Here is a 16,045-nt window from a genome sequence, read left to right as displayed (position 1 = left end):
CAAAAGTTGAAGTTACGAAAAGGTTTCAGATTTGTAAAGGTTGATAATGTAAATGTGAAAAAAATAATTTTGTCTGTTGCATACGCATGCAAAGATGGTGTAAGTATAAAAAACAGGCATTCCAGAGGGATGTGGATAAGGACTACCAAATCATGAAACGTAAGACTTTTGGCCCCGTGACTTCGCAGCAGGTGGCGCAAGTGGCGGGAGTATCACAATCGGCGGTATCGCGAACTTTCACTCCGGGGGCGAGCATTTCGCCAGCCACCCGTGAAAAGGTTCTAAAGGCGGCGCGTGAACTGGGCTATCGGCCAAATGCCATCGCCCGTTCGCTGAACACGGCTCGTTCGCGCATCGTCGGCGTGGTGATGTCCTATTTTGATAACCAGTTTTACCCGCAGGTGCTGGAAGCGCTGGCGCAAAAGCTCGATGAGCTGAACTACCACCTGCTGCTGTTTGTGGGCGACCGCGATGGTAATGTCGACCGGATTTTCGACCAGATCATGCAATACCGGGTTGACGGTATCGTGCTGGCTTCGGTTTCGCTTTCCGTTGAGCTTTCAGAAGAGTGTGTCGCAGCCGGGATCCCGGTGGTGCTGTTTAACCGCAGTGAAGAAAATGCCACGGCCTCGAGCGTGAATACCGATAACGAAGCCGCCGCGCGGCAGATTGCCGAATTTTTACTGGCGGGGGAGCACCAGCGCTTTGCTTATGTCGCCGGGCTTTCCGATTCTTCGGTTAACGTGGCGCGCCAGAACGGGTTTATCAGCACGTTAGAACGCAATGGAATCCAGGACGTACGCGTGGTGCAGGGCGATTACGATGCCAAAACAACGGCAAAAGCGGCGTGGGAGCTGTTTTCATCTCCCAATCCGCCAGATGCCATTTTTGCCGCCAACGATCATATGGCGCTCACCGTTATGGATGTCGCCCGCTTTGAGTTTGGCCTGCGCATTCCTGAAGATCTCTCGGTGATTGGCTATGACGACACCGGCCCGTCCGGCTGGCCGTCTTATGCGTTGACATCGGCTTCGCAGCCGGTGGATGCCATGGTCAGTGCCACGTTAGCACTGCTGATGAAACAAATTGAAAGTGAAAACATTGAGCCGGAACAGGTTGTGGTTCCCGGCGTGCTGGTGGTGCGACACTCCGCAAGGCGTCCACGCTCTGGCGTTATCGAAAAAGATGGGCTGTTTTTATTCCAGCCGCAGGAGGTTGAATGACCAGGTTGCCGGGCTTTAGCCCTCAGTTTGACTCTATCCAGCAGTTTATTTTGACGCTGACCCATGTGGTGTGGGAGCAAAAAGACATCGGCCAACTGGCGGATTTTTACGCCAATCCGGTGGTGTTTAATACTCCTGAAAAACAGCTCAACGACCTGTCGCAGTTTATGCGCCTGACGCTTGAAGCGATGCACAGCTTTCCACAGCGCACGGTGCTGACCGAAGATATTCTCTGCTCCCAATCACCGCATTCAGAACATTACGCCGCCCAGCGCACCGTGGCCTGTATTCAGCACCAGGGCGAAGGGTTCTTTGGTAAGCCGAGTGGCAAATCTATTTGGGTGCGTACCTGGGCCGATCGAGTGTGTGCAGATGGCGCGGTGCGCCAGGAATGGTTGCTACAGGATCGTGCCGCCATCATTTTGCAAACCGGAATAGAAGTGCGTGATTTTGCGAGACAACTCGCAGATTCGCGCCGTGAAGCCGGGCTGGAAAATATCAGCGCCGAAGAGATGGACGCGCGCTGGGCGGGCGGCCCGGAAGGCGATGACATCGATGGCCCGCTGGCGGGACTGGTCGAACGCTATTTGTCTATGTGGGCGGGCGGCAACAGCGGCGTGGTGCCGGGGCTGTACCACCCAGCCGCAACGCTGCATGGGCCAGGCCATGCTTTATGCACCGGCGAGCAGGATATCGGCGGTTTCCTGTCGGGATACCGCGCGTCGTTTGCCGACAGCGAAACGCATCTCCATCATTTGGTTGTGCGCCGCGACGCCAATGAACCGGTGCGTCTATCGTTGCGCTGGTCGCTGTTAACCTGGCACGACGGATACGGGAAATTCGGTACGCCGACGCGTCGCCCGGTTTCTATTACCGGTATAAGCCAGCTGGAATTACGTGATGGTTTAATTATCCGTGAATATCTGGGTGTAGATGAATTAGCTATCTGGTCTCAGATTCTGAATTAAAATTAGTTGTGGGGAGGCCATCCCCAAATAAATAAAACACTTGATAATGACAATTAATTTGTCAGGTGTTTCTATCGCCTGAATATTTAATTAATGATTATCGCCATTGCAGGTGAGGGGCATCTTCATCCCCAAACAATATGCACTGTAATAACCTCAGTGCATTCAAATAACGCAGGAGGTCATATGTCTTCAACTGAAACAACCAATAAAACGCCAGTAGCTTCAGAGAAAAGTAATACCAAACCCACTCGCGATGAACCTGTATTACAAGTCGAACGCCGCGACTTTGTTGATTTAGTTCCGGAGAAACGCCCGCGCGTGCAATCATTACGCGGCTTTGACGATTGTTATACCGATATTGTCGATTACATCGTGCGCTGCACCCATAAAATATGGGACGAACGCGATGTTGGTTTAATTTATTCCCATTACACTCACAACTGCGTTTTATATAACGCGCTTGGCACCATGTATAACCGCGAACAGGTAGTGCAGGATACCCTACAGCGTTTAATTGCCTTCCCGGAACGCCGCGGCATGGCGACTCAAGTTATCTGGAATGGTAACGACGTTGAAGGTTTTTACACCTCCCACCTGGTGACCGGCACGGGCCGCCACACGCAATACAGCCATCTCGGTAAGCCGACCAACCGCACTTTTGTTACCCGCACCGTGGCGGACTGCATGATCCACGAAAACAAGATTTACCGTGAGTGGGTGGTCAGTGACAACATGGCGATGATGCGCCAGTTGGGGCTTGATACCGATGTGATAGCGCACGGCATGGCAAAAGAGCAGTTCGATAAGGGCTTCCGCGTCACCGATATTGGCGAAAACCGCCGCATGGTCGGGCAATATCCGCCGGAAATGGAATGCGACGTTTCAATCGCCCACACCGATACCGAAGAACAGTGCCTGCGCTGGCTGCACGAAATTTATAACCGCCGCATGCTCGGCAAAATTAAAGATGTCTATGCGCCGAACGTGCAGTGGCACGGTCCATTAATGAAAGAGCTTTACGGCCAGGCGGCGGTTATCCACCAGACGCTGGCGCTGATTGGCATGATCCCGGACGGTGCGTGGATGCCGCAGCACATCTGTTCTAACCCTTGCGACGAAGGCGGCACCAAAGTGGCGGTGCGCTGGATTATGGAAGGCCATCACCTCGGCTATGGCGAATTAGGCAAACCAACCGGTGAACGCCTGTTCGTGATGGGCATGTCTCACTATCACATCGTCAATGGCAAAATCATCGACGAATGGGTGGTTTACGATCATCTGGCACTGTTGGCGCAAATCAAACTGGGACAAATGGGGGAATAAGAGATGGGTACGATTTCTGAAGCTGATGTTGAGTTTATCAAACGCCCTCAGGGGCAGGATGTTCAGGCCGACCGCACGCTAACCGAGACGGTACAAAATATTATTGACCAGGTGCGCGAGCGTGGCGATGCCGCGCTGCGCGATTATTCGGCCAAATTTGATAAAACGACACCGGACAAATTTGAAGTTTCAGAGCATGAAATCGTCAGCGCGCTGGCGGGGCTAGATCCGCAAACTCGCAAGGACAGTGAGTTTGCCATTGCCCAGGTCAAGCGTTTTGCGCAGGCGCAGTTGGCAACCATGCAGCCGCTGGAGATTGAAACGCTGCCGGGCGTGCATTTGGGGCACCGTATTATCCCGATTCAAACTGTGGGCTGTTATGTGCCTGGCGGGCGCTACCCGATTTTATCCGCGCCGGTGATGTCCATTGTTCCGGCGGTGGTCGCAGGCTGCGATGAGATTATTGCCTGCCTGCCACCGGGTGCGCATCCGGCGATGATCGCCATTTGTCACCTTGCGGGCGCGCATCGCATCTTTAAAGTGGGCGGCGCGCAGGCCATTGCTGCCATGGCTTGGGGAACGGAATCTATCCCGGTGGTGGACAAAGTTGTCGGGCCGGGCAACGCGTTTGTTAATGAAGCTAAACGCCAGGTGTTTGGCAAAGTCGGTATTGATGCGTTGGCGGGGCCAAGCGAGATTTATGTGATTGCAGATGACAGCGCCGATCCGCGTATTTTGGCCGCCGACCTGCTGGCTCAGGCCGAGCATGATGTACATACCCGTGTCGGTATGGCGACAACCAGCCCGCAAATCGCCCGCGCCACGCTTGCTGATATTGAACGCCAGTTAATGAATCTACCAACGGCGGCAACCGCCGGTGAAGCCTGGAAACGGCAGGGCGAAATTGTTATCTGCCGCGATGAAGAGCAACTGATTGCGTGGGCAGACCATATGGCAACAGAGCATTTGCAGGTGCATACCCGCGACCCCCACGCAACGGCGAGCAAAATCCGCAACTACGGCTCGTTGTTTATCGGGCAAAACGCCAGCGTGGTGTTCTCCGACAAATGCTGCGGTACCAATCATACTTTGCCGACTATGGCAGCCGCTCGTTATACCGGCGGATTGTGGGTGGGCGCGTATGTGAAGATTTGCACTCATCAGTGGATTGACGACCACGGCATTGCGGCTGTAGCGCAACCCGCCGTGCGTCAAAGTCGTACTGAAGGGATGCAGGCTCATCGCCGTGCGGCAGAAATTCGTTTGTTACCCGATAGCATTGATGCCATAACCAACGGGGAGCATGATTAAAGATTATTTCCAGGTGAACAATATAACGCCAATTCACCTGAAATATTTTCAACTTAAGTTTTATTAATGTTTATTAGCTTGATAAGGTTATTTCTTAACTACATTATTATCTTGTAAGGGAAGGGCGGTAAATGAATTACCCCCAAGTGTTAATATTAATCATGGATTTGGATTATGCTGTCACTGGAAATGGAAGAAGATGTTGTCCTGCGGGTAAAAGGCATGGAAAAAATGCTTGAAGGGATTGTCCGCGAACTCAAAGCTAATAAAGGCGTTGTTGATGAATTTATTCGGGATGATATCGCAAGGTTCCGGCACTGTTCAAAAGATGTAATAACGCACCATGTTCAGGCATCTCGTAACGTGCGTAAAAGACTGGAAGATGTCACCATCCATTCTCAAAAACGCGTACGTAAAACGGCCCAGAATAATTTGTTATATGGTGTATTGTGCGGAATGTCATTCTGCATGCTTCTACAATTGATGTAATTAGCATCGATGTATTATGGGAGAAAGTTACCTTTCTCCCTTTTTTATTACGGGGAAGTTACGGAATAGGGTTAAGACTTTCGAGTAATGTAGTGATACATTTCCGTGGAAAGAGGGAGATGTAGATTAATATTTTTCCCAGGTAACTTACTGTTAAACCATTGCTCATAAAATTGCTTAAAATCGCTACGATTGAAGCGTGCAGCAAGATTCTTATCAACAAGGTTTTTTAGTTCAATATCATTATGACGCAGCATTATACCTAAGTCTTGCGGCGTCCCTAATGTCAGTGTAGATATCTGATATTCTTTCATATCTTCACTAGTTTCAATGAGTTGTCTTAGAGAAACTTCATTCATCGCAGTGGCGTAGCTTTTATGGCTACTCATCGCAGCAAATGCGCCTTTCATCGTGGGTTGAGTAAAGACCATAATGTTAAGCTTCTGCAAACGGTTAAGGCTATTCATATTAATTAAATCAGTTGTACCTTTTGCTACGCTGATCGTTCTGCCTGCTAAATCTGAATAGGAACTAATATTTCCTTTAAATGAACCAAATCGCGTATAAACGGACAGGTAATGACGGGAAAACAGAACGACGTTTTCCCGACTCACTGTATCCGTATTAACGGAGCAATCCATATCAATAATATTATGATTTAGCATGGTGGTACGCATAGTTACTGGTGTTGGAATGAAATTAACAACCAAATCTTTAATATGCAGATCTTTTTTCATAGATTCAGTTACATCTTTGCATAAATCAATGACATAACCCACCACATGCCCCTCACTAGTTTTATAAGAGTAGGGCGGTGCATCACGATAACCAATATTAACAACTTTATGGCTAGATATTCTTTCCAGCGTGGACGTGTTCGTCTCTGCCTTCAAAAGGACGGCGTAGCAAAACAATAATAAGCTCAGTACGTAGTTAAGAAAGTGTTTCTTTTTCATTTATCTTTTTTATGGTTGATCGCTATCTTCTCGGTGGAGTACAAGCGAATAATAGCTAATAAGAATAAAGTTCCGTCGAGGAAAGTGACTGTTTTAGTTCAGGTGGCATTGGCCAGTTGAGAGTAATCCCTTGAGGCATGATGGGCTCAAAAAACCATTTATTATAAATGCTGATGAACTCTTTGCTCAACATCAGCCGCTTCATGGAGTGGTTAATCAGATCGGCAAAATGGTCATTATCTTTTTGCATCGGCATACCAATGGGCAGTTGTGGGCTAAGGGTATCAGCCGATATAGCAAAAGCCTGGGGGTGTCCAGAAAGTGCTATTTGCCCAAGTAACAGAACATCGCTTGAGACTATCGCGGGTGTTTGCCCGCTTTCAAGCGCGGAGAAAGCTTTAATATTGTCGGTTCCAAGATCAATATTCAGTGAGAGTTGATGCTCAGAATTAGCTTGCTGGATGTGTCTGACAAACACGGTGCCGCTTTTTACCAACACGGTATGGCCATTGAGCTCGCTGATAGCCGAAATCCGATCTTCTTTGCGTGATACATAACGGGTTGCGGAGAAAAAATAGGGTTCCGAGAACGTCACTATTTTTTGGCGTTCCGCTGTGTAGATCGTGGGAATGCACCCCATATCGATAGTTTTGTTCTCAATGGTTAAAAATTGAGTTGCTGTGGTGACAGGGACCCAATGAATTTTCAACGCCGGGATTTGTAGCTCCTGCTTAAGCATATCGACCAGTCGATTGCATATTTCAATGGAGAAGCCTTGCGGTTTATGACCTTCAACATATGAAAATGGAAATACATCAGTCTGGTAACTAAGCGTGATAGTCCTGGTTTGTACGATACGTGATAAAAGGTCATCGGCGCGGCTATCGGAAGGTGTCAGCAGGCCAACACTGATTAACATGGTTACTGCCAGAGAACATAGCGTCCGATATAAATGAGTGGTTATAAATTGCATGTGCTCTCCATTTTCTCCAGCTCCAGCTCCAGCTCTGCCACGACACTGGCATTCTCTACCGCCCGGCTAAAATAATATCCCTGAACGGTTATTTCTTCTCCACCAAGGGAGGCTAAAAACTCATACTGTTGTTGTGTTTCAACGCCTTTGGCGGTGACTTTCAACCCGCGCTGTAATGCGTAACGAACCAGCATACCTACTAACACCTGGCTGTCTTCGCACTTGTCGAGTACATCAATAAGAGAGCGAGCAATTTTAATGTGGCTGAATGGGAAAATAATCAGGTAGTCCAGTGTGGCGAAACCTGTTCCAAATTCGTCCAGTACAATGCCAACGCCTAATGCCTGAATTGCATTCAGGGCCGGCAGGATAATTTCGCGATCGAGTTGCTCAGAGCCAGTAATTTCAATTTCCAGCCGCGCGGGATCTAAACCACTTTCTTGTAATGCGTTGCGAATGATGTCCAGTATTCTTGGACTACGCAGTTGGTGTGGAGAGACATTCACCGCCACTGTTTTAGCCGTTGGCCAGTTAGCGGCGTCCATACAGGCGCTGCGGATCAGCCATTCACCTAACCTGGTAATAAGTCCAATATCTTCAGAGACGGAAATAAAGTGGTGTGGTTGTAGCAGGCCTCTAGTCGGATGTTGCCAGCGAACCAGAGCTTCATAACCGTCGATGGCGTAATTTCCGAGGCTGGTAATTTTTTGATAATGAAGGAAGAACTCATTATTTCTGATGCCATCTTCAATTTCCTGACTAAAGAGCAGGTTATTTGATGGATTCATCGTCATTCCGTGGGAATAGAAATGGAAGCAATTTCGCCCGAAACTTTTGGATGTATAGAGCGCAAGGTCTGCGTGAGTGAACAAATCTTCTCGGGTATTACCATGCCGAGGTGCGCAGGAAATGCCAATGCTACAACTGATAGAGAAAGTATGCCCGCTGCAGGTGAAAGGTTGGTTGAGCGCCTCTAAAACTCTTCTAGCCAATGTTTCAGCTTCAGAAATCGAGTCTTTGTTAATCCGCTGAAGAATCGCAAATTCATCTCCACCGAGACGGATTGCCATATCCCCATCATTAAGTAAGTCCGTTAGACGTGTCGCAGATTCGACCAGCAGTTCATCACCTACGACATGACCATAGGTGTCATTGACGGGTTTGAAATTGTCCAGGTCTATCAATAGCAGATTGAAGATACAGCCTTCAGTTCTTAATCTTATTAGCCTATCGTCGATGGAGTTGCGGTAAGCCACTCTATTTGGCAGCAATGTCAGAGAGTCATGGTGCGCCATGTACTCCATCTTTTGCGCCATCTCTTGCATGCGTTGTAGATAACCGCGGTCAACCATTGCCACGCGTAGTTTTTCAATCGCTTTTGCCAGTTCACCTATCTCATCTTCTTGATTCTGGAACGGGGTGACCTGATCAGTTTGCTCATCAGCTATCAACGTCACTGCTTGCACAAGGCGAGGTACCGGGCGGAAAAGATTACGCACTAACCAATTAACGACAACAACCGTAATACCCAAGATTAAAATCAGCATCAACAAGGTATTTTTCAACAACTGATTATGAGTAGCAAATAGGGCATTGCGCTCACCAATGCTACTGACAACTGCACCGATCAACTCGCCTGAAAGATTAACGATGGGAATTGAGCCTACGAAGTACTCTTTCCCACCAATAGAGACAAAGCCTTGGTAATACTTTTCTAGTGCAGCACCATTTGCGGTGTCGTCAACGGCGGTAATTTTTTGCACTGTTTGAGTGTCGGTAAAACCCTTGTTTTTGTCGTACAGCAATAGCCACGTCGGATTATGGGTTTGTGTTGAAACCAGAGTCAGCATATCGGCTGGATCAAAGCCTGTCTGGATTACGGTCTCGTCATCGCAGAGCGGGCGTTCGGATTCGATGGAAATGACCTGCCCTTCGTGGTTGGATTTTACCGTTACTGAGGTGTAGATATTGCGGATGATATAACTGGTAATTTGCGAATTAGTTGATGCCTGTTTAAACCATTGTTCATGAGATATTCGGTTAACCTCGAAAAGGCCCGCCCCAGAGCCAACTCCATAGGCAATTAGAATCCCCAACATAAGGTAGATAGCAACTTTTCCAGTAATCGAATGATACCAGTGATATTCCCCACGTAAGCTAGAATCCTTTTTACAGGGAGGAACAACCTCATGTTGAATGAGCTCTTTATCTACCATTTTTCTATTCGTACTCTTTTTTAAGCGACTAAAGAAGGCTCAAGAGGGATATTTAATTATATAAACTATTATTTTAATTGTGGTTTATATGACGATATTTGTTAATGCGTTATTTTTTCAATGTTAGCGCATTGTGAACTTGCCAGTGAGTCATGCTTTTTAGAAGACATGCTAGTACGGCCAGGTCGTAGGTTTATTATAAAACACGGAGTATAGAGTTGGCTAATTAATGCGTCAACGATAAACATTAACATATCCATGACTCTGCACATATATTTTAAATTTCTCATAACAAACGAAATATCCAAAAAATAGATTTTTTGAAAATGAGAATATCCATTATTCACGATGAACAGAGTTAAGCATTAACTACTAAAAGGTTACATAATTTGTTAATGGGCTGTGGTCGATGAAACAGGAAGCCTTGTGCTAAATGGATACCACAGTTCTTAACTATTTGATGTTCTTCATCTGTTTCTACACCCTCAATCAATACCTGACTGCCTGAGCTTTTGCAAAGTTGCACAACATGGTGGAGAAATGCTTCACCGCCTTCACGTGCTAATCCGAGCACAAGCGTACGGTCTAGTTTGATTTTATCCAGCTGATATTGTGTTAAATAAGACAATGTGGAATAGCCTGAACCAAAATCATCAAGAGCAATTTTAATACCCAATCGCCGTAGTTCAGCGAGAACCTCAATAATTTGCTCGGGTTCTTTAACTCTTTGTGATTCAGTAATCTCCATTTCTAACTTCCACCCTGATGGCAACGGATTGCGCAATAACTTACTCACCAGACTTAGGAAACTAGGATCAAGTAATGTTTGTGGCGAAATATTCACCGAAAGTGTCATGCCTGGAAAACGAGATAGTTCATGATGAATGGCTTCAACAGCATTCTCAAGTACCCAAAAATCCACCTCCGGCATCATACCAATTCGTTCATAATATTTTAAAAAGTAGGGCGGTGTTATTTTCCCATCATCACTTTGATGACGAAGTAACACTTCCATGGCTACAATTTTCTGACTATCAACAGTTATCTGTGGTTGATACCATAATACAAAATTACCACTGTTCTGCAGGTCATTAATATTACGCCTTGCATCTATATACTCATTTACTTCGGAAAGATAATGATGTGGTGATTCAGCTTCACGATAGCCAGGCACAGGTAATTGAAACTGATTTCCTTTCAATGGAACAAAGCTTGTATTGCCAGAGGGCAGAGTGATCTCTTTATAATCACGTTTTTCCATATAGCGCAGGAAAGGCCAGTAAATCCCAATTCCGGTACAAATTAAAAAAATCTGGAACAACACGGCACTTATTGCGCCATTTGTGCCCAACCAGGCGTTAATGATGGCAGGCGTCGCCCAACCTACCATTTGTTGAAGAGGTGGTACAATGTGCCAAAGGGTAGCGTAGTAGGCAATGATGTAATCCACTGCAGGAGTCATTACGAAGGGGATAAACATCACCGGATTCAATACTACCGGTACACCAAAGATGAGGGGCTCATTGATATTGAAGATGGCCAGAGGCAAGGAGACGTTGATTAAATGTCGATTCGAAGGATTGCGGCTAATGAGTAAACAAATTAAGAGGCTAAGCGTGCCTCCGCTGCCACCAGATGCGCACCACGTCTCATAAAAAGGAACACTTAATATATTTAATGATTCTTTGCCAGCTTTCCATGCAGCTATATTAGATATCGTTTCATTCGATAATCTCAAACCGATATCCTGGAAGATATAAATACCATGCACACCAAAGAACCAGGTGCCTTCACGCACTAACTCATAAAGAAGTCCATGGGTAAAGTTATCAGGGTATATTACTTTGGAAATATCCTGAGTCAGCCAATCACTAGCATGTAAAATGAGATGACCAACCAGTACCAGAGCAAGCAGTTTACTGATGAATGTTAATAATGTCTTTATTGAAATCCAGTTAAATTTTATTCTATTGGTACGGAATAGCTTGATGTTTTTTTCTAAAATTAAGTTGGTAAAGATCGCAGCCAATAGAGCGACTGGCAGGCTTACACCAATAAAAAAGTTAGCTTCATTATTGTTATGCTCAAGACCGGTAATACCAAGTAATACAGTCAGGCTAAGAGAAATGCTGAGCATTATAGATAAACGATATCTGACAGCCCATTGTAGAGAAAAAATGATATTTAAAAGTATAGGAAGGAATACCAACATGCTTTGTTGCAGGTTTTCTAACCAAGCTGAAGTTTTAACCCAATGAAAATTCAGACATAACGTGCTTGCAACAATAACCAATCCTCGTAACACAGAAAATGGCATAATTGCCATAGTGCAACTGAGGACTGCTTGTGAAATACGATTGTTAATGAAATTTAATTTTATTTGGTGAAATATGCTAATCGCGTTTCTTTTAGTTATAGTGTAATTCATTCGTTACTTAATTGTGGGTTGATTTGTTATTGTTGTTACAGTGTCAAAAGTTACTATATCACCATATGCCAGGTGGTGATATAGAATTTTATTACTGGTGCCAATTAAGCAAGGCGGTTATTGATTATTCGTTATATTGTTTGAACAGTCATCCGACCTGATGTGTTTCTTATCCAAAAATACACATTTATTCAGGATGATTTATTTATGGGTGGCTTTGGTAACAACGCTCTTGATAGATTCCTATATTTAAATTTTGATCATGACTTGAAGTAAATTCACCTGATGTTTTATGTTTTTTACAGATATGTTAAAAAATTGGAGCGTCTGGCTATGCCACAATCCACTGCATCAAGATTAACAGAAAACCACAAAGGCTGGGCATAGTGGCAGTCCCTCTACTCTGTTGGGCTGTTTCTAACCTTGATACTGAAATATATTGTGCGGAGAGCCGAACTTTCACACGATATAGTTATATTATCCCCACTACTAATGTGCATAATTCCCCCGGTCAATAAATTACTGCAAGTAATAATAAATATACAGTTAAGGGATGTCGTTTATGGCGCAGTCAGAGCAAAAACAGTTGCGATGGTACAACATCGCGCTGATGTCGTTTATTACCGTCTGGGGGTTTGGCAATGTTGTCAATAACTATGCCAACCAAGGGCTGGTCGTTATTTTCTCTTGGGTGTTTATTTTTGCACTTTACTTTATTCCCTACGCGCTGATTGTTGGGCAACTGGGGGCAACATTTAAAGATGGTAAAGGGGGCGTCAGTACCTGGATCAAACATACCATGGGTCCTGGTCTGGCTTATCTGGCTGCATGGACTTACTGGGTGGTGCATGTTCCATATCTTGCGCAAAAACCGCAGGCAATTTTGATAGCCCTGGGGTGGGCCATTAATGGCGATGGTTCGCTTATCAAAGAATACAGTGTGGTTGCCTTGCAGGGGATTACGCTTGCGCTATTTGTCCTGTTTATGTGGGTGGCCTCCCGAGGAATGAAATCACTGAAGATAGTGGGATCGGTTGCTGGTATCGCCATGTTTGTCATGTCACTACTGTATGTTGTGATGGCAGTAACCGCACCCGCCATCACAGAGGTGCATATTGCCACGACCAATATCACATGGGAGACATTCATCCCTCATATTGATTTCACCTATATCACGACCATTTCGATGCTGGTATTTGCTGTCGGTGGAGCGGAAAAAATCTCTCCTTATGTCAACAGTACCCGCAACCCGGGCCGTGAGTTTCCCCGTGGAATGCTAATACTAGCCGTGATGGTGGCCGTCTGCGCGATCCTTGGCTCTTTGGCGATGGGGATGATGTTCGATTCGAATAATATTCCCGATGACCTGATGACGAATGGCCAATACTACGCCTTCCAGAAACTGGGCGAATATTATCATCTGGGGAATTGGTTAATGGTTATCTACGCGGTGGCTAACACGCTTGGTCAAATTGCCGCCCTGGTATTCTCCATTGATGCGCCGCTGAAAGTATTACTGGGCGACGCTGACTCCCGCTATATTCCTCAGAAACTATGCCGGACAAATGATGCGGGTACGCCTGTGAATGGCTATCTGATGACACTGGTACTGGTTGCTATTTTGATAATGCTGCCAACGCTGGGTATCGGGGATATGAACGACCTGTATAAATGGCTACTGAACCTTAACTCCGTGGTTATGCCATTGCGTTATCTATGGGTCTTTGTGGCCTTTATTGCGGTACTACGCCTCGCGGAGAAATACTCACCAGAGTATGTTTTTATCCGAAATCGCAAGCTGGCACTCACCGTTGGTATCTGGTGTTTTGCTTTTACGGCTTTTGCCTGCCTGACGGGGATTTTCCCGAAAAAGCTGGATGCATTTACGCCTGAGTGGATTTTCCAGTTGTCGCTTAACATTGCCACACCAGTAGTGCTGGTTGGGCTGGGGTTCATTTTCCCACTTCTGGCAAGGCGACATACCCGTGGGCAGAAGCCAGCCGTGCGGAGCAGTTAATAACCTGATGCAGTGTTAATCTGCGGTCACCACAATCCGGTTATGATTTTGTGGTGACCGTCTAAATGTTAAATCCTGTTATTTCAATGTAATGGATCTGCCGATAGCTACCATTCAGTTGGCGATGTTTTTCACGGGCATTGCATTGGCTTTATTACTGGAGTAAATAAAGAAAAGCGCTATTCCCAGGCAGACTACTGCACCAAGGCGCGTCCCAGAAAAGTGAATCGCTTCATTTCCTAACCAGCCAAAATTATCAATGAGCATGCTCATTGCCAGTTGGCCAAAGATAACCGCAACAGTAGCAACAGCCGCTCCAATTCGCTGAACAGCCAGAACCATAATGACAATGTAAGGAACACCACAAAGAGCGCCAAGCAATTGCCATTTCGGCACATCCAGCAAGGTCACAGCATGCTTTGGTTCGAAGAAGAAAATGAGCAGGGCAGTCACCAGTGCGCCAACTGAAAAAGTCAGAAATGCGCTGCGAAATACTCCAACATTGCTACCCAACTTGCCATTAATTGCAGCCTGCATACTAAGAAACGCACCGCCAACGACAGCTAAAATGATCATTAATATATTCACGAGTTCACCTCAGCCCTTTGCCATGAGGAATAGGGCGGCAATAATAAAAATCAGCGCGATAATACGCTTACTGTCAATTTTTCGATGAGAAGAACCAAACAGCCCGTAATGGTCAATGACCAGACTTTTGGAGACCTGCCCTGCCAAAATACCAATCATGGTCATCGCAATACCAATAGTGGGAACGGCAATGGTGAGGATCACGACATACACAGGGCCCAGTATGCCGCCCAGCAGAGTCCATGATGGTTGGGTAAAGAAGGAAGGGCTGTTTCGTGGACTAAAGAACAGCATTAACAAGAATGTCAGCGCAGCTCCGACTCCGAAAATACTGAAGGTTGCCCATAAGTCTCCGACTTCGCTGCCCAGTGGTCCTAACAATCCGGCTTCTACGGATAGCCCCATCCCGCCTGCAACGACGAGTAATATAAATAAAAGCTGCATTAAAACAGTCTCCAATGGTTGAGGTGGAGAATCCTATAGCAGTGAAGTGTAATGAAAAACGGTATAATCCAGGAAACACCTTTGCAGAAGGCGGGATAATGTACGACCCAAGCGCCATAAATTTTCGCACACTGTTATTTTTTATCGGTGTCTTTGATACCCAAAGCTTTTCAGTCGTAGCACGGCGTGAAGGGGTTTCAGTATCAATGATTTCACGTGTCATCCTTCAACTGGAGGACGCGCTCGGTCAGCAGCTTTTTTATCGAAATACCCGAGCAGTTATTCCCACTGAAGCTGGGCGGTTATTTATTAGCTATGCCCGTACCATGACTGAGCAACTGAGCGAAGCCCGAAAAGAGATGCAGGATAGAGCCCTTGAACCTGCAGGGCTGATAAGGATTAATGCGCCTGTATTTTTTGGCCAGCGTCATATTGCCCCCTGGCTTAGCGAACTTTCAGCTCGCTATCCCCGATTGCTGATTGAACTGACGCAGACTGATGATTACATCGATCCTCTCAGGGATGCCTCAGATGTAATTTTCAGAATCGGCACGCTGACGGATTCTTCTTTCCACGCACGCGTATTTGGAACTCAGCGCTATCATCTGGTCGCTTCTCCCGGCTATATAAAAAAATTTGGAAAACTGGAATTCCCAGCCCAACTGAATGACCATAAATGCCTGGTTTACAGAGGGTCATCGGGTCCTAACCGATGGTTGTTCAGGGAACCTGCTGGCTCCTGGACTCACTATCCCATTACTGCGTTACTGACCTCCAACAATGCTGAATCTCTTCTTACCAGCGCACTTAGCGGCATGGGAATGGTGTTATTTCCCGACTGGCTTATTGGTGACAGTCTTAAAAAAGGTGACCTTGTCAGATTGATGGAGGGATTTGAGGCCGCGATCAATACCGAGCCACAGCATATCGCAGCTATCTATCCCAACGCGCGCCATCCCCCGCTTAATGTTCGGGCAGTCATTGATTATTTCGTAGAGGTTTATGGCACGCCGCTTTACTGGCAGTTCGACTGAGATTTTGCGACAAAAGTTGGGATATAGTTCCCTTAGGTGAATAAAGACACGAACAATAACCGGGTTATGGAA

General features: G+C 46.3%; 13 protein-coding genes. 7 read left to right on the top strand and 6 right to left on the bottom strand.

Features of this window, described 5'->3' with window-relative positions; translation table 11 throughout:
- Positions 1 to 152 precede the first annotated feature (152 nt).
- The 5 genes from AC0IXI_RS13870 (at position 153) to AC0IXI_RS13850 (ending at position 5,317) form a co-directional block, all read left to right on the top strand.
- Positions 153 to 1,223 carry a LacI family DNA-binding transcriptional regulator gene (locus tag AC0IXI_RS13870; protein WP_134183038.1) on the top strand — a complete coding sequence of 357 codons (1,071 nt, stop codon included), beginning with the start codon at positions 153 to 155 and terminating at the stop codon, positions 1,221 to 1,223.
- Entirely contained in the window at positions 1,220 to 2,191 is a 972-nt protein-coding gene (locus AC0IXI_RS13865; protein ID WP_471682613.1) for a nuclear transport factor 2 family protein, read from the top strand. The genes AC0IXI_RS13870 and AC0IXI_RS13865 overlap by 4 nt, the downstream gene beginning before the upstream one ends.
- A gap of 186 nt (positions 2,192 to 2,377) precedes the next feature.
- Positions 2,378 to 3,517 carry a nuclear transport factor 2 family protein gene (locus AC0IXI_RS13860; RefSeq protein ID WP_134183036.1) on the top strand — a complete coding sequence of 380 codons (1,140 nt, stop codon included), beginning with the start codon at positions 2,378 to 2,380 and terminating at the stop codon, positions 3,515 to 3,517.
- A 3-nt stretch (positions 3,518 to 3,520) separates the two neighbouring features.
- Positions 3,521 to 4,828, top strand: coding sequence for a histidinol dehydrogenase (gene hisD / locus AC0IXI_RS13855; RefSeq protein WP_471682612.1), 1,308 nt, complete (start codon positions 3,521 to 3,523; stop codon positions 4,826 to 4,828).
- Between the two features lie 174 nt (positions 4,829 to 5,002).
- A complete protein-coding gene (locus tag AC0IXI_RS13850; RefSeq protein WP_064518387.1) occupies positions 5,003 to 5,317 on the top strand; it encodes a hypothetical protein in 315 nt (104 codons plus the stop codon).
- A gap of 71 nt (positions 5,318 to 5,388) precedes the next feature.
- Here the strand turns inward: AC0IXI_RS13850 and AC0IXI_RS13845 are convergent, their stop codons facing one another.
- The 4 genes from AC0IXI_RS13845 to AC0IXI_RS13830 all read right to left on the bottom strand — a co-directional run bounded on the left by AC0IXI_RS13845 (position 5,389) and on the right by AC0IXI_RS13830 (position 11,788).
- Positions 5,389 to 6,273: a transporter substrate-binding domain-containing protein gene (locus tag AC0IXI_RS13845; protein ID WP_471682611.1), complete on the bottom strand. Its 885-nt coding sequence runs from the start codon at positions 6,271 to 6,273 to the stop codon at positions 5,389 to 5,391.
- Between the two features lie 55 nt (positions 6,274 to 6,328).
- The gene (locus AC0IXI_RS13840) at positions 6,329 to 7,246 is read right to left on the bottom strand and encodes an amino acid ABC transporter substrate-binding protein (protein WP_134183031.1); all 918 of its coding nucleotides are present in this window, start codon (positions 7,244 to 7,246) and stop codon (positions 6,329 to 6,331) included.
- Positions 7,234 to 9,462: an EAL domain-containing protein gene (locus AC0IXI_RS13835; RefSeq protein WP_471682610.1), complete on the bottom strand. Its 2,229-nt coding sequence runs from the start codon at positions 9,460 to 9,462 to the stop codon at positions 7,234 to 7,236. Before AC0IXI_RS13835 ends, AC0IXI_RS13840 begins: the two co-directional genes overlap by 13 nt.
- 358 nt (positions 9,463 to 9,820) lie before the next feature.
- Entirely contained in the window at positions 9,821 to 11,788 is a 1,968-nt protein-coding gene (locus AC0IXI_RS13830) for an EAL domain-containing protein (protein ID WP_471682609.1), read from the bottom strand.
- A gap of 664 nt (positions 11,789 to 12,452) precedes the next feature.
- Between AC0IXI_RS13830 and AC0IXI_RS13825 the strand changes: the two genes are divergently transcribed.
- Positions 12,453 to 13,907, top strand: coding sequence for an APC family permease (locus AC0IXI_RS13825; RefSeq protein ID WP_134183026.1), 1,455 nt, complete (start codon positions 12,453 to 12,455; stop codon positions 13,905 to 13,907).
- Between the two features lie 114 nt (positions 13,908 to 14,021).
- Here the strand turns inward: AC0IXI_RS13825 and AC0IXI_RS13820 are convergent, their stop codons facing one another.
- Together AC0IXI_RS13820 and AC0IXI_RS13815 are read right to left on the bottom strand one after the other, a co-directional pair.
- On the bottom strand, positions 14,022 to 14,495 hold the full coding sequence (locus AC0IXI_RS13820; RefSeq protein WP_134183024.1) for a DMT family transporter: 474 nt from the start codon (positions 14,493 to 14,495) through the stop codon (positions 14,022 to 14,024).
- A gap of 9 nt (positions 14,496 to 14,504) precedes the next feature.
- Entirely contained in the window at positions 14,505 to 14,939 is a 435-nt protein-coding gene (locus AC0IXI_RS13815; protein WP_134183022.1) for a DMT family transporter, read from the bottom strand.
- Positions 14,940 to 15,037: 98 nt separating this feature from the next.
- On the opposite strand from AC0IXI_RS13815, the gene AC0IXI_RS13810 reads away from it, so the two are divergent.
- Positions 15,038 to 15,973 (top strand): LysR family transcriptional regulator, encoded by a 936-nt coding sequence (locus AC0IXI_RS13810; RefSeq protein WP_134183020.1) that lies wholly within the window; start codon positions 15,038 to 15,040, stop codon positions 15,971 to 15,973.
- The last annotated feature ends 72 nt before the right edge of the window (positions 15,974 to 16,045 follow it).

This window comes from Buttiauxella sp. AC038, assembly GCF_979253565.1.
The sequence above is the reverse complement of the archived record's forward strand: the minus strand, read 5'-3'. Positions and strand labels throughout refer to the sequence as shown.

What these genes read in the sequence shown, in the direction of transcription:
- AC0IXI_RS13870 (WP_134183038.1), top strand. Translation starts at nt 153, where the DNA reads ATGAAACGTAAGACTTTTGGCCCCGTGACTTCGCAGCAGGTGGCGCAA.
- AC0IXI_RS13865 (WP_471682613.1), top strand. Translation starts at nt 1,220, where the DNA reads ATGACCAGGTTGCCGGGCTTTAGCCCTCAGTTTGACTCTATCCAGCAG.
- AC0IXI_RS13860 (WP_134183036.1), top strand. Translation starts at nt 2,378, where the DNA reads ATGTCTTCAACTGAAACAACCAATAAAACGCCAGTAGCTTCAGAGAAA.
- hisD (WP_471682612.1), top strand. Translation starts at nt 3,521, where the DNA reads ATGGGTACGATTTCTGAAGCTGATGTTGAGTTTATCAAACGCCCTCAG.
- AC0IXI_RS13850 (WP_064518387.1), top strand. Translation starts at nt 5,003, where the DNA reads ATGCTGTCACTGGAAATGGAAGAAGATGTTGTCCTGCGGGTAAAAGGC.
- AC0IXI_RS13845 (WP_471682611.1), bottom strand. Translation starts at nt 6,273, where the DNA reads ATGAAAAAGAAACACTTTCTTAACTACGTACTGAGCTTATTATTGTTT.
- AC0IXI_RS13840 (WP_134183031.1), bottom strand. Translation starts at nt 7,246, where the DNA reads ATGCAATTTATAACCACTCATTTATATCGGACGCTATGTTCTCTGGCA.
- AC0IXI_RS13835 (WP_471682610.1), bottom strand. Translation starts at nt 9,462, where the DNA reads ATGGTAGATAAAGAGCTCATTCAACATGAGGTTGTTCCTCCCTGTAAA.
- AC0IXI_RS13830 (WP_471682609.1), bottom strand. Translation starts at nt 11,788, where the DNA reads ATGGCAATTATGCCATTTTCTGTGTTACGAGGATTGGTTATTGTTGCA.
- AC0IXI_RS13825 (WP_134183026.1), top strand. Translation starts at nt 12,453, where the DNA reads ATGGCGCAGTCAGAGCAAAAACAGTTGCGATGGTACAACATCGCGCTG.
- AC0IXI_RS13815 (WP_134183022.1), bottom strand. Translation starts at nt 14,939, where the DNA reads ATGCAGCTTTTATTTATATTACTCGTCGTTGCAGGCGGGATGGGGCTA.
- AC0IXI_RS13810 (WP_134183020.1), top strand. Translation starts at nt 15,038, where the DNA reads ATGTACGACCCAAGCGCCATAAATTTTCGCACACTGTTATTTTTTATC.